The 23535-nt window shown below is 46.7% G+C and carries 6 protein-coding genes; all 6 read left to right on the forward strand.

The features are described 5' to 3' along the window. Nucleotides 1-13 precede the first annotated feature (13 nt). Nucleotides 14-1654, forward strand: a complete 1641-nt coding sequence (locus tag HQN90_RS13920) for a helix-turn-helix domain-containing protein (protein WP_173219283.1) — start codon at nucleotides 14-16, stop codon at nucleotides 1652-1654. A 115-nt stretch (nucleotides 1655-1769) separates the two neighbouring features. Next, nucleotides 1770-3086 (forward strand): ABC transporter substrate-binding protein, encoded by a 1317-nt coding sequence (locus HQN90_RS13925; RefSeq protein WP_173219286.1) that lies wholly within the window; start codon nucleotides 1770-1772, stop codon nucleotides 3084-3086. 158 nt (nucleotides 3087-3244) lie between these two features. Continuing rightward, nucleotides 3245-10228 (forward strand): discoidin domain-containing protein, encoded by a 6984-nt coding sequence (locus tag HQN90_RS13930; protein ID WP_173219289.1) that lies wholly within the window; start codon nucleotides 3245-3247, stop codon nucleotides 10226-10228. A 482-nt stretch (nucleotides 10229-10710) separates the two neighbouring features. After that, complete coding sequence (locus tag HQN90_RS13935; RefSeq protein WP_173219292.1) at nucleotides 10711-17031, forward strand: discoidin domain-containing protein; 6321 nt, start codon at nucleotides 10711-10713, stop codon at nucleotides 17029-17031. Nucleotides 17032-17110: 79 nt separating this feature from the next. After that, nucleotides 17111-18901, forward strand: a complete 1791-nt coding sequence (locus tag HQN90_RS13940) for an S-layer homology domain-containing protein (RefSeq protein WP_173219295.1) — start codon at nucleotides 17111-17113, stop codon at nucleotides 18899-18901. 131 nt (nucleotides 18902-19032) lie between these two features. Then, nucleotides 19033-23511: an NPCBM/NEW2 domain-containing protein gene (locus tag HQN90_RS13945; RefSeq protein ID WP_173219298.1), complete on the forward strand. Its 4479-nt coding sequence runs from the start codon at nucleotides 19033-19035 to the stop codon at nucleotides 23509-23511. Nucleotides 23512-23535: the final 24 nt, after the last annotated feature.

Raw genomic sequence — 23535 nt, forward strand, 5'->3', positions numbered from 1 at the left:
GGGGATGAAAAGAATGTTTAGAGTGATGATCGTCGACGACGAGCCTCTAGTGAGACTTGCCATGAGTGCCATTATTCCGTGGAGTGATTTGGACTGCGAGGTAGTAGCAGAGGCTGCGGATGGTCATGAAGCTTGGGAACGGATATCAAGACAGCAGGACATTGATTTAATGATTGTCGATATGACCATGCCGATTATGGATGCCCTTACGCTGCTTTCCAAGCTGCAGGAAGCGAATTTAGCTGTCTCTCCAGTGAGTATTGTACTCAGCGCCTATTCTGACTTTGATTTCGTACGGAAAGCGTTTTTGTTGGGGGCCGTGGATTACATTAAGAAAGCTAATCTTGATCCGGAACATATCATTCCGGTGATCGAGAAAGCCGTTAATCAGTTAAAAGAAAACACGATTTCTTCCGCTAGATTGAACAAAGACAATAGGGACGCTGATCTCAAGCAGCGAGAATCATGGCTTCGTGGATTGTTATGCGATAAAGATTACATGTACAGCCATAATTTAACGCAGGATGACGCCTTTTCACAATGGATGCTGCAATTTGCGAACTTTCAGCATGTCCTTATATCCGTGATGCCGGATAAACAAAATCCGCTGACGAATATGACGTTGGAAGGAAGTTCGGACAACGATGTTCATGTCATTAGGATTATTAAACAAGGCATGGAAATCGTCAAGCACCCCTATGAATTACTGCAAATCCAAGAGGATGAACTTGCACTATTGCTATGTTTTGAGTCATCCACAAGCTTTTTGAATTTGCGGGGACACGTGATGGAACTTCTGGATTCATTGCGCAATACGGTCAAAAACTTTCTGAATGTGTCGCTATCTATCGGGGTAGCCGAGTCATGCACAGACTGGAGAAGCTGGCACCTTAGATACAGTCAGGCTAGCAGTCTGGCCAGTCTGCGATTCTCAGAAGGCCCCGGACGCGTCTATTATCCTGAAACGGTAAGTCTACACGACAAACAGCTGCCTACGCCGTATGATTACACGGTGATGATGTATCTCATGGAGAAGGGAGATAGCAAGTGGCAGCAGCAATTGTACACGGGATTAAATCAATTGTGCGATATGTCCAATGTAACGCTGGAAAACTCGCTACCGATTTATGAGGAATTGATTTGGAATATAGGGTCATTGCTGCATGCCAAAGGGATGAACTGGACGCATGTGATAGAAACGCGGCGAAGACCTTATGAGATTGTTGAACAATTCACGTTCCGTGAAGACTTGCATCAGTGGATTGAGAAGCTTGTATTTCGCCTGGCAGATTTGCTGCATCCTGATAAAATACGGGAAGAAAACCCGCAGCGATTGGTGGAGAGAGTCAAGCGTTACGTAGAGAAAAACTACTGCAATTCAATTACGCTTGGTCAAGTTAGCGAGTGGGCACAAGTGACGGAGAGCCATCTCAGTAAACAGTTCGTCAAAGAAACGGGTGAGCATTTTATTGAATACGTGACAAAGCTGCGGATCAATGAAGCAACCAGGCTAATCGAAACGGATATGAAAATGTATGAAATTGCCGTGAAAGTGGGGTATGAGAACCCTGAACATTTTAGCCGCGTGTTCAAAAAATACCGGGGCATGAGTCCTCAGAAGTATCGGGATAGCTACGCAAGGAAAAAAGATTAACCCCAAAATATATCAAGTGAATCACCAAATATATCAATGAAAGCGTATTCTGTATTTTTGTAAGATAAGGGTGTAAATAACAAGTTACGTATTCCTGAGGGGGTTAAGAAAGACTATGAAAAAAAGATTAGTAACATCTGTACTTTCAATTGCCTTGACGTTTGGATTAGCAGGGTGTGGTACCAATACGGCACCTGTGGCATCTACGGACAACAACAGCTCTGCTGCTCCTACTGCAGCAAATACCACGAAAGAGAATGCGGTTACATTAAAACTGGCGATGTGGGATAGCGACAGCGAATTCCTCGATAGCTGGACTAAAAAAGTGAAAGAGTTTTCAACGGTTATGCCAAACGTGAAAATGGAAGTCGAAACGTTCAAAAGTGATGGCGATTACTTGCAAGCGATGAAAGTAAGATTAGCCGCTAACGAGCTTCCGGATATTATCGAATTGAAACCGAATTTCATCAATGATTTCAAAGCGGAACTTCTTCCGCTTAATGATTTGAGTGTTACAGCTAAAAATACGAAAGCTAAGCAATATGCTGTAGATGGTAAAATTCTAGCATTGCCAGTTATCTCTTTCCCTGAACTTGTTTACTATCATCCGAGTGTATTTAAAGAGTTGGGCTTAAGTGTTCCAACAACGTGGGAGCAGTTTGTAAGCGTATTAACCGAAATTAAAAAGAGCGGTAAATATCAGCCTTATGCCATGGGCGGCAAGGATTCCTGGCCGAACTATCCGTTTAACGAATTCATGCCGATATTGGCATCCGGTGACGCCAACTACTACGACAAAATTGCCGGAATGGACAAACCTTTTGATAAAGGTACGCCATTCTACAAAGCTTACACGGATATTCAAACCCTTTATGATGCCAAAGTAATGGGCGCGGATCCGCTTGGCTTAAGCAATGATCAAGCGACTGGATTGTTTGAAGCGAAAAAGGCAGCGGTGATTGCTGCTGGACTTTGGTACTTGCCGCAATACCAAACGAAAGTTGGCAACATTGATGACTTAGCCGCATTCGCACTGCCAACTCGTCATTCGGAGACGGAGCCGCTGAAAGTGATGACGTTCACGGATAATTTCTTCGGTATTAATAACAAATCCAAAAACGCAGAGGCTGCTAAGAAATTCCAAGAGTGGATGTTCAGTTCGGATGCTTACACCTTCTATGTGAACAAGAAGCAAGCAAACTCTGTCATGGAAGGCGTTACAGCCGATGTTCCTTTCTTGAATAATTTCTACAAAACAAACAAAGTTGAAGAGTTCAGCTTTCTTCCAGGCGGAGACAACTTCAACAAATATGTAAACTCGATCCAATTGGATTGGAAAAAGCTTGGTCAAGAGATGATGGGCGGAACGCCACTTGATAAGATTGCTAACGATCTGAATGATAAATGGACAAAAGCAAGAGCAAGCAAGTAAGGTTTGCGCATGAAAATGGGAGAGTGATGCCTAGTCATCGCCTCCCGTCTTATTGGGAAATCGATTGCAATCGGTTTCCGTTTTTTTGAGAGAATCCAGTAAGCGGTTCCAAATTATGGTTTTTGGTGGTTACGCCATCTTAGAAGGAGGTTGTTTAGATGACTACAAAGGTTGGACGAAAATTATTTACTTCTTGTCTTGCTTTATCTTTAATTACACCTACGTTTTTCGGAATAGCTGCTCAGCAGGCTAGCGCCGCTACGACAATCAATTTAGACCCGAGCAACATGCAGCAATCATGGGACGGCTGGGGAACATCACTCGCCTGGTTCGGCAATATAACAGGCGGCTGGAACGATGCAACCAGAAATGCGCTGGCTGATGCGCTCTATTCGCCTCAAGGATTAAATTTCAATATTGCCAGATACAATATTGGCGGCGGTGAAAATCCTGCCTACGAGACTATGCGCCAAGGCGGCGAAGTTCCTGGATACTCGCCATCCCCTGGGGTATGGGATTGGTCGCAAGATGCCAATCAGCGTTGGTGGCTGCAAGCGGCGAAGGCAAGAGGCGCTAATCAATTGGAAGCGTTCTCCAATTCCGCTCCCTACTATATGACGGTCAGCGGAAGCACAACGGGAAATAGGGATTCTGGGAAAGACAACTTGAAACCAGATGAATATGATAATTTTGCTGCCTATATGGCGGGCGTTGTAAAGCATTTTAAAGAAAATTGGAATATTGATTTCAATTATCTTTCCCCGATTAACGAACCTAGTACGAATTACTGGGGATTCGGCGGGGGGCAAGAAGGTTCTCACTATGACGTTGCATCGCAAATGAAGATCATTAATGCCACCCGTGCGAAACTGGATGCAGCCGGCCTTGGATCCGTTCAAGTTGCAGCAATGGATGAATCCGTTCTGGACACCTTTGTAACCAATTGGAATTCGTATGATGAAACAACGAAAGCAAATATCGGGAAAATGAACACCCACTCCTACGGCGGGAATGATCGATACGGAGTCAGCAATCAAGCCAAAGCTGCCGGCAAGCCGTTATGGATGTCTGAAGTGGATCTTGGTCCTTCCGGAATTGCTCACAATCACGAAGACATTGAACCGGCATTGGCTCTAGCGGAAAGAATTATGACGGACATTACATGGCTTGAACCGAAGGGCTGGGTACTCTGGCAGGCGATTGAGAGCGAGAAAAACATGCAGAAGGACAAGGAAAACATGAACTGGGGTCTCCTGCATGCAGATTTCGATACGCAGCAGTGGTGGTATACGAAGAAATATTATGCAATGCAGCAATTCAGCAAGTTTATCCCGCAAGGCTCCAGATTCATAGCAGATAACAATGATAATACGTTAGCCGCTTATGATCCTTCTAAGAATAAAATCTATGTCGTATATAGAAATCCTGATACGACTAGTCAAGATATTTCCTTGGACCTGTCAAAGTTCGATGCTGTCACCGGGACTGCAACGCCATATGTATCTTCCGCTACGGAAAATGTAGCCCAGAAGGCGAATGTTCCCGTATTGGATAAGACGATGCATGCCTCCGTTGGCGCGAAATCAATTACTACATTTGTTATTGACGGAGCATCCTATGCAAGCGGCACGGTTATTCCACAAAGTCAGATGAGCGCAACGGCAACCAGCGCACAATCAGGAGAAGGACCTGAGAAAACACTGGATGGGAATAACTGGAGCAAATGGCATACTTCGTGGGATCCTTACGATGGAGGTCCTCATGCTATTACTTATGATCTTGGAGAATCCTATAGCGATGTTTACAAGTTAAGTTACTTGCCTAGGCAAGATTCAGATTGGAATGGCGTTATTACCAAGTACACCATCGAAGCGAGCACTGATGGTACCGTTTACAATCCGGTTGCGCAAGGCGTTTGGAATAAGGATAAGGCGGAAAAAACTGCGACCTTCTCGTCAACATCTGCAAGATATATCAGGTTAAAGGCGGATGAAACGAACGGATCGGGTGCAGAGTATGCATCGGCTGCTGAGATTAACATCATGAGAAAGTCCAATTTCAGAGTAGATGCGCCAGCGCTCGCCAATGCTGTTACGAGAGCAGAAGACTTTATTGCAGCAAATGCAGCAAGCGTTGACACAACGAAATTGCAGTCGTTAGTTGTCGAAGCCAATGCGGTTAAATCCAACACGTTGGCCAGCCAGGAAGACATAGCTCAGATATTAAATAAACTAAATGCTGAGTATAGCTTCGTGCTCAAGTCCGCTGAGACGGGGATCATTCCGCAAAGCCAAATGACGGCAACGTCTGACAGTTCCGCATCAGGTGAAGGACCGGGGCGGACGCTGGATGGGGATTCCGGAACGAACTGGCATACGGCATGGGACGGCTCTTATTCCGCACTTCCGCACTCCATCACTTACAATCTTGGCAGGGCGTATGACGGTGTGAATAGGCTGAAATATTTGCCAAGGCAAGATGTCGATTGGAATGGAGTAGTCACCAAGTTTGAAATTTCCGTCAGCACCGACGGTACCGCTTTCACCAAAGTGGCTGAAGGAACATGGGACGCGGACAAAACCGAGAAAACAGCAACCTTTAACGCAGCGGGCGCTTCCTATGTGAAATTTACCGCGCTTGAATCAAGAAGCGATGCAGGCAAGCAGTATGCATCGGCTGCTGAGTTCAACATCTTTAACAAGACTGGATTTAGAATTGACAAGACCAGCCTTACAGGAGCGATTAGCGATGCTGATGCGTTCATTCGCGACTTCCATGAAGATCAATCTTACTTAATTGATGTGCAAAAGCTGCTTGATCAAGCTCCAGTGCTGCTGAGCAGTCCAACAGCGACGCAGGAAGAACTTGAGAAACTAGCAGGTCAAATTAGAGCCGAAATCGCAAAAATTGATGTCGGTGAAAAGCAAATTAACGGAATTCGTCTCTTCTATGCACCAGAAGCTTATCAATCGAATCCTTCCAATCTTATGTTAGATAACAACAGTTCATCTTTCTATGAATCAAACTGGGATGGAAACGGAAGAAAATACAAATCAGGCGATTATATCGTGATAGATTTGGGTCAGAGTTTTGCCGATGTTGGCAAGATTTTGGTTACACCAAGGCAAGATAAAGCGAACGGTAGAATTAAACAGTTTAAAATTTATTTGAGCGATAGCGATTTATCTGGAAAAACGTCAGATGGCACGCAAAAGTATCTGGATGACAATTTCCAATTTACAGCAAACGGCACTTTTGACGCAACCAGTCCAAGTGCTCAATCGGCTAGTTTCAAATCCGGCAAAGCCAGATATGTTGCCATTCAGGCCATAACCACAGGCGGTGACGGCAATACGCTAAGTACCGCAGAAATCGCTGTCAGTCAGAAAAAAGGAGATGCTTTCAACACAAGCGGTTTGCAGACGGCCATTAATCGCTTGCGGACGGTTGCGGGAATAAGTCCTAAAGTGGAAGCTGCGATTGAAAATCAAGTAGCAACGATTGGTGTTCTTAGCGACTTAACCGAAGAAAGTATTGCCTACTACACGAAAGTTCTGCAGGATTTATACAATTTATATCTGAGCTTGGGCAAAGTCGATTCCATTAAAAGCGGTGAAGTGTGGCTGGATACGGAAGGCGTGCCGATTCAGGCTCATGGCGGAGGAATTCTGTACAACGAGAAGAACAAAATGTACTACTGGTATGGCGAAGACAAATCGGAAGATAATGTTGGCTCGGGTTATGTACCCGTAACAGGCGTTCACGCGTACTCTTCTGAAGATTTGCTCAACTGGAAAAATGAAGGGATTGTATTGCCGGTATTCAACAACCCGCAGCTTGGCGAAGATGTATTGCCTGCCGGAGACCTGCCATTGTACTTGGACGAAAATTCGGAGACGTACAAGACTAGCGGGAAACCATTCGACCCTAATCGTGTTGTTACGATTACAAAGAGAGATGACGACTATACAGGATCAATGAAATCGCCGGTCAAATCGTTGAGCAAATATAATTCGCCTGAACGCATAGCTGAGCTAAATGCCTTGTATGCGGACAAAACGAATGCAGAGAAGCAAGCGATGTATAAAGATTTCAACTGGGATAAAGTTGTCGAACGCCCGAAGGTCATCTACAACAAAAAAACGGACAAATATGTGATGTGGTGGCATCAAGACGGACCGATCGCTGGTGAATACTGGGCGGCGGAAGGCGGCGTTGCGATCAGCGATTCACCAACAGGTCCATTCAAATTTCTAGGTACATCCAGATTGCCGAATAATGGATGGGGAGGCAAAGAAGGCGAAGGTATGCTGCGCGATATGACGTTGTTCGTCGACGATGACGACAAAGGATACCTCATCTACGCATCCGAAGGTAACCAAACAGAGATTGTTATGCAGTTGAATGATGACTATACAGCTCCTGCGAAGAACGAGAGAAACCAGTCGCTAGAGGGCGTTCATTGGGCTAAAGCTATCTGGCATAGTCGAGAGGCTCCGGCGATCTTCAAGCAAGACGGCGTGTATTATATGATTACGTCAGGTACTGACGGCTGGAAACCAGTCGCAGCCCAATATCATACAGCGACCAATATTCTAGGTCCATGGGAAGATAAAGACAATCCGGCCAGGGGCACGAATAACAACAAGACATTCTTCAGTCAAAGTACTTTTGTGCTTCCGTATAGGGATGCAAATGGAAATGTCCTTCCGAATAAGTTCATTTTTATGGGGGATCGTTGGGATGCCTCGAATCTGAAAGATTCCAGGTATGTATGGCTGCCGATTGATATGAATACGCAAGACAGAACAATCGGATTTTATTGGCATGAGGAGTGGGATTTCTCTTACTTCCAGTCAGGCACGAAAGTTACTTTCGACAGTAATGGCGGTAACACGGTTCGACCTGTTTTCGGATTGACGGAAGGGTCCAAAATAACGAAGCCAGCGGATCCGACAAGAAAGGGATATATGTTTGGCGGCTGGTATCAAGATGCCGCATTGCAAAATCCTTGGGATTTCGCAGTGAATGCGGTTCAGGCGACGGATATTACGCTATATGCGAAGTGGGAGCAAGTGGCCGTAACGGAAGTCGTTCCGGTAAGTGTGCTTACAGTTGTTTATACGAAACCTGAACTGCCTCAGACAGTAACGGTTCGTTATAACGATGCCACAACCCAAAACAAAGCGGTGCAATGGGATGCGATCGATCCTTCCCTGTATGCGGTGGAAAACAGCTTTAGCGTGAATGGAGCGGTAGATGGAACTACGCTTCCTGCTGTTGCTAATGTAACCGTAACGGAAGGCGTCTACCACGATAGAAAAGCGCTTGAGACGGTTATCATCAATGCTCGATCGGAGCTTAATGCAGCCACAGAAGGTACGGCAGTCGACATGTATCCTGCAGGCTCGAAACAAACTTTGCAAATTGCAATCAATGCCGCTCAGGATGTTCTAAACAACCAGTCTGCCACCAATGCGCAGCTTCAACAAGCAAAGGCTGCTTTGGACACAGCACTGCAAGTATTTAAAAATAGTGTGATCAAAGAAGTACTGGTTCAAAGCATAACAGTTACCAGCCCACGCGATCTTATTAACTTACTAGGCGGAAGCCTTCAAATGAGTGCTGTGGTGTCACCAGTTAACGCAACGAATGCGTCTGTAACATGGAATGTATACGAAACAGATGGATCGCCAACCAATAAAGCGGCGATTGATAAAGACTCCGGTCTCTTGACCGTTTCGAAGGTCGGCGTAGTGAAAGTGGTGGCAACAGCGGCTGACGGTTCGGGAGTCAAGGGTGAAAAATTGATTTCGATCACAAGCCAAAGTTCTGATAGCGACAATGGCAACAGTGGAAGCACTTCTGTTGTTCCTACTTCGCCGCCAACAGCACAGGAAGATCCAACCCAATACGTGCCGAAAGATTCGGAGCTTCGGATCGACCCTGTACAAGACGAACAAACAGCTGTAACGGCAATTATCGATCGTGAACGACTGGCTAAGAAATTGGCAGATCTCCCCAAAACAGCGGGTCGCTCTGTTCTCAATTTTGAAATACCAGGAGATTATGCATTAAATGCCGTAGAACTTCCGCTTCAGATCTTGTCCAATGGTTACAAAGAAAATCCGGACATCATTCTGACTGTACACAGTCATTTAGGAACGTATGATTTGCCGCTTTCCATCCTGAGACGTGAGGATGTCGCGAGTTTCGTGAGTGTCGAAGACGCAACCCTGATCGTTCGCATGGATAAAGTGAAGGCGCAGCATAAAGTGCAATTCGAACAATCTCTGACGAATAAAGGTCTGGAACGCGTAAGTGATATTATCGATTACAAAGTGATTCTGAAATCTAAGGATAAAGAAGTAGAGATTACGAACTTCGGCAATCACTTTATCACCCGCGTAATGAATGTAGACGGAATCATACAAGATTCTTCGGCTGCTACAGCGGTTGCTTTTGATCCGCTTACCGGAAAACTTCGGTTTGTACCGTCTGTGTTCGCCGTGAAGGACGGCAAGACAGAAGTAACTGTGATCCGTAATACGAACAGTATGTACACGATCGTTGAAAACAAGAAAACGTTTGACGATATGAACGGGCACTGGGCACAGAAAGATGTTGAGAATCTAGCTTCCAAAATGGTTATCGACGGGACAACGGATCGCACGTATACGCCGGAAATGAAAGTCACTCGCGCTCAATTTGCCGCTTTGCTCGTAAGAGCACTGGGATTGCCGACGGAGACGACGCCTGATGTATTTACGGATGTTGCTGCCACCCAGTGGTATGCATCGGAAGTAGGTACAGCCGCGAAGTACGGCTTGGTTCAAGGTGTTGGCGAGGGCAGATTCAACCCGGATCAACTGATTACGAGAGAGCAAATGGTCGTCATGATGATGAAAGCTGCCCATCTCGTTCAGGGAGAATCGCAACCGGAAGCTGCGACGAATACCCAATTTGCCGATCAAGACAAATTGTCGGATTATGCACGCAGCGCGGTAGCGGAAGCCGCTGACCAAGGATTGGTACATGGGAAAACAGCAACAAACTTTGCTCCACAAGATGCAGCTACTCGCGCAGAGGCTGCGGTGCTTATCAAACAAGCGATGCAATATTTGAAATTGATCAATCCTTAAATGTTCTGCAAGCTGTGCTCGGCTCAACCAAACTGAGTCGAGCACGGTTTCTATTATTGTTTGAGAATCATCAAGGGGTGAAGTAAATGAACGTAATAAAAAATAAATCTTTGGCAAAGCACACAAATGTAAGCGATTTATCATCATTGTACTTGCTTCGGGTTATGAGAACCCTGAGCATTTCAGCCGAGTGTTCAAGAAGTACCGGGATTCGCGGAAAAAATCAACCCCCCAAATATATCATCTAAATCACAAAGTTTATCAATGAAAGCGCACTTTTCATTTTTGTAAGATAGAGTAGTTGCAACATCAACTTGCGCAACCTTGAGGGGGTCAAGAGAGATTATCAAAAGCAAGAACAAGCAACTAATAAGCGCACCGGAAATGAATCACTTTCATGTATTGACGTTTTGAAGAATTTTGGAAGCGTTTTCCAAATGTTGGGACTGGATGGTTAGACATAATTGAAGGAGGTTATAACGATGAGTACAAAAACTGGACGAAAGATATGTGCTTCATTCTTGGCAGTTTCTTTAGTTTCACCCGCATTATACGGATTTACAGATCAGCAGGCGAGTGCCGCCACGACTTCTATCAGTTTGGACCCAAGCAGCATGCAGCAATCGTGGGACGGGTGGGGAACAGCTTTAGCTTGGTTTGGTAATGTTACGGGAGGTTGGAACGACGCAACGAGAAATGCTCTGGCTGACGCGCTCTACTCGCCAGATGGATTGAATTTAAATATTGCCAGATACAACATTGGCGGCGGTGAGAATCCGGCTTACGATACGATGCGCCAAGGCGGTGAAGTGCCTGGGTTTTCGCCATCAGCTGGCGTGCTCGATTGGTCGCAGGATGCGAATCAGCGCTGGTGGCTGCAAGCGGCCAAAGACAGAGGGGCGAACGTCTTCGAGGCGTTTTCCAATTCGGCTCCGTACTACATGACGGTAAGCGGCAGCACCACGGGGAACGCGGACGGATGGAAGGATAACTTGAAATCGACGGAATATAACAATTTTGCGAACTACCTCGCAGAAGTCGTGAATCATTTTAAAACAGACTGGGGCATTCAATTCAACACGCTATCTCCGGTCAATGAACCGAATACGGATTACTGGAAGTTTGGCGGAGGGCAGGAAGGTTCTCACTGGGATACGGGTTCCCAAGCCAAAATGATTAATGCGGCGCGTGCCAAGCTCGATGAAAAAGGGCTTCAAAGCGTGAAGATTTCGGCAATGGACGAGACCAGCGTCGATACGTTCATGACCGACTGGAACTCGTATGATGCAGCAACGAAAGCGAATGTAGGACAAATGAATACCCACACCTACAGCGGGAATAACCGGACTGCTGTCAGGGATGCCGCTAAAGCTGCCGGCAAGCCATTATGGATGTCTGAAGTGGATTTGGGACCATCTGGCGTAGCTCACAATCACGATGATTTTGAACCGGCATTGGCATTAGCCGAAAGAATTATGACGGACATTACTTGGCTTGAACCTAAGGCTTGGGTACTGTGGCAGGCGATTGAGAGCGAGAAAAACATGCAGAAGGAAAACATGAACTGGGGTCTCCTTCACGCAGATTTTGATACACAAGATTGGTGGTACGGAAAGAAATATTACGCAATGGCGCAATTCAGCAAATTTATCCCGCAGGGATCCAGATTCATTGCAGATAACAATGATAACACGTTAGCCGCGTATGATCCTTCCAAGAATAAAATCTATGTCGTATATAGAAATGCTAACACGACTAGCCAAGATATTTCTTTAGACATGTCACAGTTTGACGCTGTCACTGGGACTGCAACGCCATATGTTTCTTCTGCTGAGGAAAATGTAGAGCAGCATGCAAACGTTCCGATCATGAATAAAACTTTAAATACGACAGTTAGCCCGAAATCAATTACAACGTTTGTAATTGACGGAGCATCTTATACGAGCAATACTGTGATTCCGCAAAGCGGGATGACGGCTACAGCAACCAGCTCCGCCTCAGGTGAAGGACCAGAGAATACGTTGGACGGCAATACAGGAACCAATTGGCATTCCGCTTGGTCCGGTACTCCGGCGCCAGCTCCGCACTCCATTACTTACAACTTGGGCAACTCGTATGACGATGTATACCAATTGAAATACTTGCCTAGACAAGATAGCAGTTTCAATGGAGTCGCAACCAAGTATGAAATCGCTGTCAGCACGGACGGCACGAATTTCAATAAGGTGGCCGAAGGAACATGGAGCAACGACAAGTCCGAGAAGACGGCTACATTCCCGGCAGTAAGCGCGACACATGTGAAGTTTACGGTGACGGAATCGAATAACGGATCTGGCACACAATACGGTTCGGCTGCCGAGATCAAAATTGCGAGAAAGTCAGGTTTTACACTAGATAAGGATTCACTGAACCAGACAATTGCCAGCGCGGAGGCGTTGATAGCTACAAATGGCAGTTTGACGACATTGCAAACGCTAGTTAACGAAGGCAAGACAATTCGGGATACCGCGTATGTGACGCAAGAAGCTATTGCAATGGCAGCAGGCAAAATTACCGCTGAGTACAATAAGCAATTTAATTCGGTGGGACGAATTTCGCAAAGTCAAATGACGGCATCTTCAAACAGTTTCGCTTCTGGAGAAGGACCGGAGAAAACGTTGGATGGCGACACCGGCACGAAATGGCATACAGCCTATGACAGTTCCTATGCACCGCTTCCACAGTCCATAACTTACAATCTTAACAAGGCGTATGACGGTGTGTACAAACTGAGTTATGTGCCGAGGCAGGATGAGGATTGGAACGGTGTTGTGACTAAATTTGAAATATCCGTGAGCCCTGATGGTACCGCTTTCACGAAAGTTGCTGAAGGAACATGGGATGCAGACAGGCTGGAGAAGTCGGCAACCTTTAACGCACACGGCGCTTCCTATGTGAAATTCACAGCGCTAGCTTCGAAAAGCGATGCAGGCAAGCAGTATGCTTCTGCTGCTGAAATCAATATTTTCAACAAGGCTGGATTTACCCTGGATACGTCCAAACTCAACAATGCGATGACTGCTGCGGCTACGTTCATCGACGGTTTTTCGAGTGATCCTGCTTATTTGGATGATTTGAAAGCATTGCGCACGCAGGGTACAACACTGCTCAACAGCAGTACAGCGACCCAGGAAGAAATGGTGAAGCTGGCAAACAAACTTACTGCCGAAATCGTAAAGATCCAAAGCAATGAACAGCAGACTAACGGAATCAGTCTCTTCTACGCTCCGGAAGCTTATGCCTCAAATCCTTCCAGTTTCATGCTGGATGACAACAATTCAACGTTCTATGAATCCAATTGGGAATCCAACGGAAGAACATACAGATCTGGTGATTACGTCATTGTAGATCTGGGTCAGAACAGACCGGATGTTGGCAAAGTGATGGTTACGCCAAGGCAGGACAAGGCGAACGGAAGAATTGGACAATTTAAGGTTTACTATAGCGACACGGATTTAACAAATAAACCGGCAGATGGGACTCAAGCTTATTTGGATCAGAATTTCACTTTTGCAGCGAATGGCGTTTGGGACACATCCAGCTCCAGCGCGCAATCGGCAACATTCAAATCGCATAGAGCCAGATATGTAGCGATTCAGGCTATTTCTACAGGCGGCGACGGGAATACGCTAACTACCGCTGAGATTGCTGTCAGCCAAAAACAATCCACTGGCTTCGATACGACAAGCTTGGAAAATGCCATTGCACAATTGCGTGCGGCATCTAGCATTAGTCCGAAAGTAGCCGCGGCGATTGAAAGCAAAATTGCATCGATCGGTACGGTCAGTGATTTAACGGAGGAAAGCATTCCTTACTACACTGGAATTCTGCAGGACTTATACAATTTATATCAGACCGTAGGTAAAACAGATTCCATTAAAAGCGGTCAAGTATGGCTGGATGGAGACGGTATTCCAATTCAGGCTCATGGCGGAGGAATCTTATACAACGAGAAGAATAAAACGTACTACTGGTATGGTGAAGACAAAACGGAAAATAATGTTGGCTCAGGTTATGTACCAGTAACAGGCGTTCACGCGTACTCTTCAAAAGATTTGTACAACTGGATAAATGAAGGGGTTGTATTGCCGGTATTCAACAACCCGCAGCTTGGCGAATCGGTTTTGCCTGTTGGGAACTTGCCTTTGTATTTGGACGAGAATAGCCAGACGTATCAGACTAGCGGTGTTCTCTTCGATCCGGATCGGGTCGTTAACATTACTAACAAAGATGCTGACTATACAGGATCTATGAAATCACCGGTCAATTCGTTAAGCAAACATAATTCGCCTGGACGCATAGCTGAGCTAAACGCCTTGTATGCGGACAAGACGAATGCAGAGAAGCAAGCGATGTACAAAGATTTCAACTGGGATAAAGTTGTTGAACGTCCGAAGGTCGTCTACAACAAGAAAACAGACAAATATGTGATGTGGTGGCATCAAGACGGGCCGATCGCCGGTTCTTATTGGACGGCGGAAGGCGGTGTTGCGATCAGCGATTCGCCTACGGGACCGTTCAAATATCTCGGCACATTCCGATTGCCGAATAAGGGTTCAAGCAATGGCAACGAAGGTATGCTTCGCGATATGACATTGTATGTCGATGATGACGGCAATGATGCAACAGATGACAAAGCCTACTTGGTATACGCATCGGAAGAAAACGCTACGACCGTCATCGTGATGTTGAATGATGCGTATACGGGGCCTGCTCAGAATGAGAACGGTCAGTCAGTGGAAGGCGTTCATTATGTGAGAGCATTCACCGATTGGAGGGAAGCGCCAACCATCTTCAAACAAGATGGCGTCTATTATATGATTACGTCCGGCTTGACGGGGTGGAATCCAAACCGCGCCAAGTATCACGTGTCCACGAATGGCATGTTTGGTCCATGGCAGGATAAAGGCGATCCGTTTGTGGACGACTGGAAAGGAACGACTCACGACAGCCAAAGCACGAACGTTCTGCCTTACCGGGATGGCAACGGCGAGCTCGTGCCGAATAAATTCATTTTTATGGCCGATCGATGGTACCCTAGTGATCTGAAGGATTCCAGATACGTATGGCTTCCAATGGAAGTGAATACCGAGAACCGAACGATTGGCGCAAGATGGTACGAAGCGTGGAATTTCTCGGTCTTCAAAACAGGTACGACAGTGAACTTCAACAGCGGCGGCGGCAGTCTGGTTCCTCCCCTATACGGAACTGTACCGGGTTCGAAGATTGCTGCGCCTACAGCTCCGGTGAAGAACGGGTTTACTTTTGCCGGTTGGTATGAAGATGAAGCGTTGACGGTCGGCTGGGATTTCGGCGTGAATACGATCCCGGCATCCGATATCACGCTATATGCAAAGTGGGAGCAGGTTGTATCCATGATTAACGGCGTATTGCCGGTGACTGTGGCAACAGTTACCTATAGAGCGCCGATATTGCCTGCCAATGTAACGGTTACTTACAACGATAACTCGACAGCGCAGAAGTCCGTTGTGTGGAATGCTGTTCATCCATCCCAATATGCGGCAGTCGGCAGCTTTATCGTGAATGGTGCTGTAAACGGTACGGTCATACCTGCTGTTGCGAACGTGACAGTAACCGATAATGTGTACCCGCCGGTGTATGTACAATCCGTTTCCGTAAGCGGCATAGGCGGCATTAACGCGATTACAGTCCAAAGCGGTACGCTGCAAATGCAAGCCACAGTACTGCCATCTGGTGCAAACAGTCAAGTTACATGGAGCATTTGGGAAGCAGACGGTGTCACGACGACCAATAAAGCAACGATTAACGCCGGCGGATTGCTTACGGCGAAAAATAACGGAATTGTGAAAGTGGTGGCGACAGCTGCTGACGGCAGCGGCGTTCAAGGCTTCAATTATGTCATGATCAGCGGTCAGACACCGCCGCCGACTGACGTGCCCCACACTACGCTAACAGGGGCTGCAACGGTTCAAGCGGGAGCTGCGTTCACAACCAATTTCGGATTAACCAATGTAACAAGTAACCCATCTTCCAGCGTATATGCGGCAGACATACTTCTGAGCTTTGATGCAAATTCGATTGAATTTGTATCTGTAGATTCATTGAAATCCGGCTTCAAAGCGGTTGAGACGAATACGGATGTACCTGGTCAAGTTCGAATTATTGCGATCAGCGAAGGAGAAGCGGGGGCTATCACCGCAAGCGGAGATGTATTCAAGATCAATTGGAAGGCGAAGTCTCAGCAATCATTCGCGACAACCAATCTGAATCTAACCAAGGTATCTGTTTCTAATGCATTATCTCAAAAAAACGATGCGTCTCTGGCTAATCTAACGATTTCAATTACAGAGGCTGAAGTTGTAAATAAAACAACGCTGCAAACGGTCATCAATTCGGCACAGTCCATCTATGATCGTGCGGTAGAAGGAACGGAAGTCGGAGAATTTGCAGCGGGTTCCAAAGCGGTATTGCTAGCTGCGATCCAAGCGGCCTCTGCCGTCAACACGGCCCCGGTGGTTAGCCAGCAGCAGCTGGATGACGCGGCCATCGTGTTAAACGAAGCGATACAAACGTTTAACGGGCAGTTCATCACCATCTTTGCGCCAGGCGATGCCAATGGAGATAACCTCATCGATATCGGAGACTTGGGTACAGTAGCCGTGCATTATGGCAAGACTTCCGCAAGCAGCGATTGGAGTAAGGCCAAAGGTGCTGACTTCAATCATGACGGTAAGATTGACATTATCGACGTAGTAGGTATCGCTAAACGGATCCTGCAATAACAAATCAATCCGAAATGGAAGAGAAAGGCCAGCCCTTTCTCTCTCCATATTTGGATGATATTCAAAAGGAGTGAACCCCATGTTACGCAAAACAGGGATATTTTTCACGGTTATGATGCTCTTATTCACTGTTATCCCAATTGGCACGGCTGTAGGTGCCGGAATTCCTTCATTCAAGGTCAATCTGAACGTTTCTCAAATAACTGTCGGTGACAATGTGGTCGTTACGATCCAAGGTAACAATATGACGGATTTATATGGATATGAGGCTGTTCTAACCTATGATGCAGATCGGCTGGATTTCAAACCAGATCAATCGAATGGCACATTCGAAGGGTTTAAGATCGCACAAGATTCGGGGAATCAAGTCACATTCGCCTATTCGAAAATGCATGATAAAGCGGGGGAAAATGGAGATCTAGCTATTTGTACACTGACTTTCAAGGCTATGAAGAGCGGGCAAGCTAACGTAATCTTGGATCAGATGACAACAGTGACATCGCAAGAGCTACCGTCTATATGGCATGTAAATGCACAAGCTGCCGTTAAAATTAACGACACGATTCCTGGTTCTGGAACTGGGGGCGGCGGTGGAGGTGGAGGCACAACGACTCCGCCAACGAAAGAAGATCCGAATAGCTATGTACCTAAAGAATCCGAACTCCGGATCGAAACGGCACAAGACGGTCAAACCTCTGTAACAGCGGTTATCGACAGCAAACGTCTGGCTCAGAAATTGGCGGATCTGCAAGCAACGAGCGGCAGCAGGGTTTTGAGCTTTGAGATTCCTGGCGAATATGACATGAATGCCTTGCAGTTACCGCTGTCAACTTTGCTAGGCAGCCTGAAGGATCATAAAGATACCATTTTAAGCGTGCGAAGCCATTTGGGCACTTACGATCTTCCGATGTCGATACTGAACCATGCGGATTTCGCGAGCTTGGCTGGCGTGGAAGGAGCGACGCTGATCATTCGTATCGATAAGGCTAAATCACTGTATGAAACGCAATTCGATCAATCCATTTCCGATAAAGGCATGGTACGTGCGGGCGATATGATCGATTATAAAATCATTCTTAAAACCAAAGACAAAGAAGAGGAAATTCATAGCTTTGGCAACAGCTTTGTAACACGCGTTATGCATGTAGACAAAATGATTCAAGATTCGTCAGCTGCGACTGCGGTTGTTTATGACCCGGCTACAGGAGAAATGAAATTCGTGCCTTCCGTGTTTACCGTGAATGGCGGCAAAACCGAAGTGAAAGTGATCCGGAATACGAACAGTTTGTACGCGATCGTTCAAAACAAGAAAACGTTTGACGATATGATCGGTCACTGGGCGAAGCAAGATGTGGAACAGCTAGCTTCGAAAATGATTATTAACGGGACTTCGGACCGTGCGTATACGCCTGAGATGCAAGTCACCCGCGCCCAGTTTGCCGCCTTGCTCGTGCGAGGACTGGGATTGCCTGCGGAGGCTGGGAAGAATGTCTTTGCAGATGTCGCAGATACGCAGTGGTATGCCCCAGAAGTGAATGCGGCGGCGAAGTACGGCTTGGTTCAAGGTGTTGCGGAGGGTGAATTCAACCCGGATGCACAGATTACAAGAGAGCAAATGGTCGTGATGATGATGAAAGCGATTGGGCTCGTTAAAGGAACATCAGCATCGAGTGCCAGCACTGTGAATGCTCCGTTCGCCGATCAAGACCTGTTGTCGGATTATGCCCGCAGCGCGGTAGCAGACGCCGCCGGCAAAGGGTTGATTCACGGCAAGACGGAAACGACGTTTGCCCCTCAAGATGTAGCCACTCGCGCTGAAGCGGCTGTCATCATCAAACGAGTGCTGCAATATGCGAATTTAATCAATTAGAAAATCGATGTCAAGCGAATCATGGCAAGCCTGCTGTCAGCAGGCTTGCTTCTTCCAACGTCGATGCCTGCCCCACTCGCTGAAGCGACTGCCTCCGGGTATTAAACGATAAGATTTAGGAGGGGAATTAATTGAATAAGAAGATTTCAACATGCGTAGGACTTATATTTATTCTATTTTTTGTCTCAGTTGCCCCCGTTTTTGCGACTACAAATAATCAAAACACAGCAAGCCCCGTTGTAAATGATAGTTACACGAATCAGAAAAACTATGTGGATCTCAGGTTTGGCATGTTTATCCACTATAACATGGGAACCTATCACGATCAGGAATGGGTGACGCCAGGTCAAGATCCACTTTCTTTTAATCCTAAGCATGTGAATACGGACCAATGGGCGCAAGCCGCCAAATCCGCAGGCATCAAATATTCCGTTCTAACAACTAAGCATCATGACGGATTTTCCCTGTGGCCAACCAAATATGGCAATTATAACGTGATGAACAGCTCCTACAAGAAAGATATCGTAAGACAATATGTAGATTCCATGCGCGCTCAAGGAATTTTGCCGGGGCTATACTTCTCCATCTGGGATCGTCAGCAAGGTATTGAGAAAGGTTCTGTCAGCAGAGCGGATATTGATTTTATTAAAGGGCAACTAACAGAGTTGCTGACGAATTATGGCGAAATTCCGGTTTTGATTATCGACGGATGGGCCTGGGAGATGGGTCATAATGAGGTTTCATACCAAGAAATTCGGGAATTGATAAAGCGCTTACAGCCTAATATTCTTATTGTGGATCACAATGGACAAACGCAGCCATGGGAAGAGGACATCATTTATTTTGAAGAACCTAAGGGCGTTTGGGCACCTTCCAACAATTCGTTTGCCGCTAACCAGGGCATGCCGCTTGTTTCCAGTCAATGGTTCTGGCACGATTGGATGGCTAAAACAGAGCCGGCAAGCGTTAAGAATATTGTTGAGGATCATCTAGGTTATTTGGAACCGCGTTATACAAACTTTTTGGTCAACGTTTCACCGAACCCGGAAGGTGAGTTGGATGATAACGTAGCAAGTCGATTGGCGGAGATTGGACAAGCATGGTCACCGAATGAATCTCGTCCTCCACTGCCGCAACAGCCAATCGTAATGGAGCATACGATTACAGCTAATTCAGCAACGGCTACTAGCGGGAATGCGAGCAATGCGATTGATGGCCTTATGGATTATGTAAACACTTACGTTGAGACTGTTTGGCAAACCAACACCTCTCTGCCTCAATCCATCACACTGGATCTGGGCTACACGTACAACAACATTAATATGTTGAATTACTTGCCTTCGCAAAATTTATCACAAGGCATGATTACTTCTTATACGTTATACGTGAGCGAGGACGGAACGAACTTCACTTCGGTTAAAAGCGGGACATGGGATGGGGACAAGACCATGAAACGTGTGACCTTCCCATCGCAAACAGCACGCTATGTCAAACTGGAAGTGAATTCGGCCGTAGGCGGCTTCGCTGCTGCAGGCGAGCTGGCAGTCGGATCTTACACCAATGAAGTTCCAACTCGGACGGGGATTGACTCCTTTGATGTCAACAACTTGTATCGTATCGTCAATAAAGCGACTGGCAAAGCATTGGGAGTTGGGAATTCGCCAGCGAATGGAGCGGCTGTTGCCGGGCGAACTCAATCGGGTGAGCCCGATCAGCAATGGGTTATCGATGATGTAGGTCTGGGCAAATATAAGATTGTCAATAAACAAAGCGGACAAGTTATGGATGTTGCAGACGAGAGTAAATTGCCTGGAAAATCAGTCATTCAATGGACAGATTCTGAAACTGCCGCAGATCCTACAGCCATAAACCAGCAGTGGGCCATCTCCAATGTTGGCAACGGCTACTTCAAAATTACCAGCGTAAACAGCCAGTTGGCTTTGGAAAACAGCAACGGTTCTACAGCTGACGGAAATCCGGTTGTTCAAAACACGTATACAGGAAGCGACAGCCAATTATGGAAAGTGGAAAGCGTTCCTTCTCTGATTAAGAATGTGAAAGTGAACGGAGTGCCGGTTAAAGGCCTTAATTTCGAGAATCGCACGGCGATGATGTCTGTTTTGAGAGAAAAAAAACTGGAGGTTCCAACAGTTACAGTGGACAAAGCATCTGAAGACGTGCAGTTGGTCATCGCCCCTGCCGACAGCTTGCCAGGAGCGACGACCATCACAGCTACAGCTGACGGTGGAGCGACACAGGAAGTCTACACGCTGAACTTTGAGCTGGTGGATCGTTATGCGAGCGACCTGGAATGGTTAAGTGCATACTCAGGCTGGTCAACCGTTAAGAAGGACAAAAGCCTGGACGGAAATGCGATAAGGCTAATGGGCAATAGCGGCGCTGAAACGTACGAGAAGGGCTTTGGTGTACATGCTGATTCAAGAATTATGTTTGACATTTCCCAAAAAAATTATGAGTCCTTCACGGCTCTTGTCGGAGTCGACCAAGAAATGGCCAAATCGCCGTCTTACGCCGATGTGGAATTCAAGGTGCTTGTAGACGGTGTAGAGAAATTTGCGAGCGGTGTAATGAAGGTTACCGACGTGGCTAAACCGGTCGATGTCCGTGTAGCTGGCGCAAGCATCGTAGAACTTGTTGTTACGCAGAGCGATAACGATAATAGCGAGGATCATGCAAGCTGGGCCAATGCAACGTTTAGAGTTGCGGAAGGCAAATCCGAACAGAAGGAAGAATTGCCTGAAGTTGACTATTTGAGCGATCTGAACTGGCTAAATGCATCCTCAGGCTGGCTGGATGTTAAGAAAGACAAGAGCATTGGCGGTAATGCGATGATCTTGAAGAATGGGGCTGAAGATCTCTCCTTTGCCAAAGGTCTTGGGACTCACGCCAATTCAACGATCAAGTATGATCTTACTGGTGCAGATTATGAAATCTTCTCGACCTTTATCGGTGTAGATAAGGAAGTGAACGGTGGAAGCAACAGCGGCTCGATACAGTTTAAAATATCAGGAGTGAAGAATGATGACACGATTGAATCACTTTACGCTGGAAGCACAATGTGGGAGTCGCAAAACGCCAAATTTGTGAAGGTGAATGTTAAAGGTTATAAGCAGCTTATATTGGAAGTGGCCGATTCCGGCAATGGAAACAGCGAGGATCACGGGGATTGGGCGGATGCGAAGCTGACTAAGCTGACTGTTGAAGCGACACCAGTAATTTCGGGAGTTATGCCAGCAAATGTGGTTACGGATGCGGGGGTTCCTCCGGTTCTGCCTGCGAGTGTCACAGTTATGTATAACAATGGGACAACGGCTGTTAAGTCAGTACAATGGGATCTGATAGATTCGTCTAAATATGCAACAGCTGGCAGTTTTGTCGTGAATGGTGTTGTAGATGGCACAGTCATACCTGCTGTAGCAAACGTTACGGTTACAGAAACACAGATTGGGCAGGTGAACGTACAATCGATCACTGTCACAAGTTTGGCGACGACGATTACGACGAAGGACGGAAGCCTTCAGTTACAAGCTTCGGTGCTCCCTGCCAATGCTACGTACAAGTCTGTGACATGGGCGGTCTATGAAACAGATGGCGTAACCATAACAGATAAAGCAATTATCCATACAAATGGTGATCTCACGGCGAAGAAGAACGGGATCGTAAAAGTGGTAGCAACAGCTACAGATGGCAGCGGTATTCAAGGGTCCAGCTATGTCGTGATCAGCGGTCAGACACCGCTGCCGACGGACGTGCCGCAGGCTACGCTTACGGGTCCAGCAGTTGTTCAAGCAGGCACTGCATTCTCGACGCAGTTCGGCTTAACCAATGTAACAGCCAGCGTATATTCCGCGGTTTATGCGGCGGATATCACACTAGTGTTTGATGCTGGCACCATCGATTTTGTATCCGTAGATCCGTTAGTATCCGGCTTTACAGAAGTTCAGACGCATACGGACGTGCCGGGTCAAATTCGGATTATCGCTGTGAGCCAAGGGAATGCGGGGGCGATAACGGCAAGCGGTGATGTATTCAAATTTAATTGGATCGCGAAGCCGAATAGCCCGTCCACGATAACGAATCTGGTACTGACCAAAGTAGCTGTTACAGGCGGACTGGGGCAGAAGTTGGATGCTACTCCAGCTAATCTAACGGTTTCGATTACGGCGGCGGACAAGACATCACTGCAGAGGATCATCCGTCTGGCACAGTCCATTTATGATCACGCAGTGGAAGGGACCCTAGCCGGACAATACGCCGCTGGCTCCAAAGTGGTGCTAGTATCCGCCATCCAAGCAGCCTCTGCCATTAACTCGAATCCTGCGGCTACGAAGCAGCAGCTAGATAAAGCGGCCAATATGTTAAACCAGGCGTTGCAAGCTTTTAGCGGGCAGATCATTACGGTTTATGCGCCAGGAGATGTTAATGGGGATAACGCCATCGATATTGGAGATTTGGGCAAGGCAGCCGTGCATTACGGGAAATCTTCCGCTAGCAGTGACTGGAATGAGGCGAAAAGCGCGGATTTCAACGGTGACGGCAAGATTACCATTGTGGATATCGTGGGTATAGCCAAACTGATCTTGAAATAAGTCTCCTTCCGTTTCACAGGCATC

Origin of the sequence: Paenibacillus alba (genome assembly GCF_013204855.1) — a bacterium.
Taxonomy (GTDB): Bacteria; Bacillota; Bacilli; order Paenibacillales; family NBRC-103111; genus Paenibacillus_E; species Paenibacillus_E alba.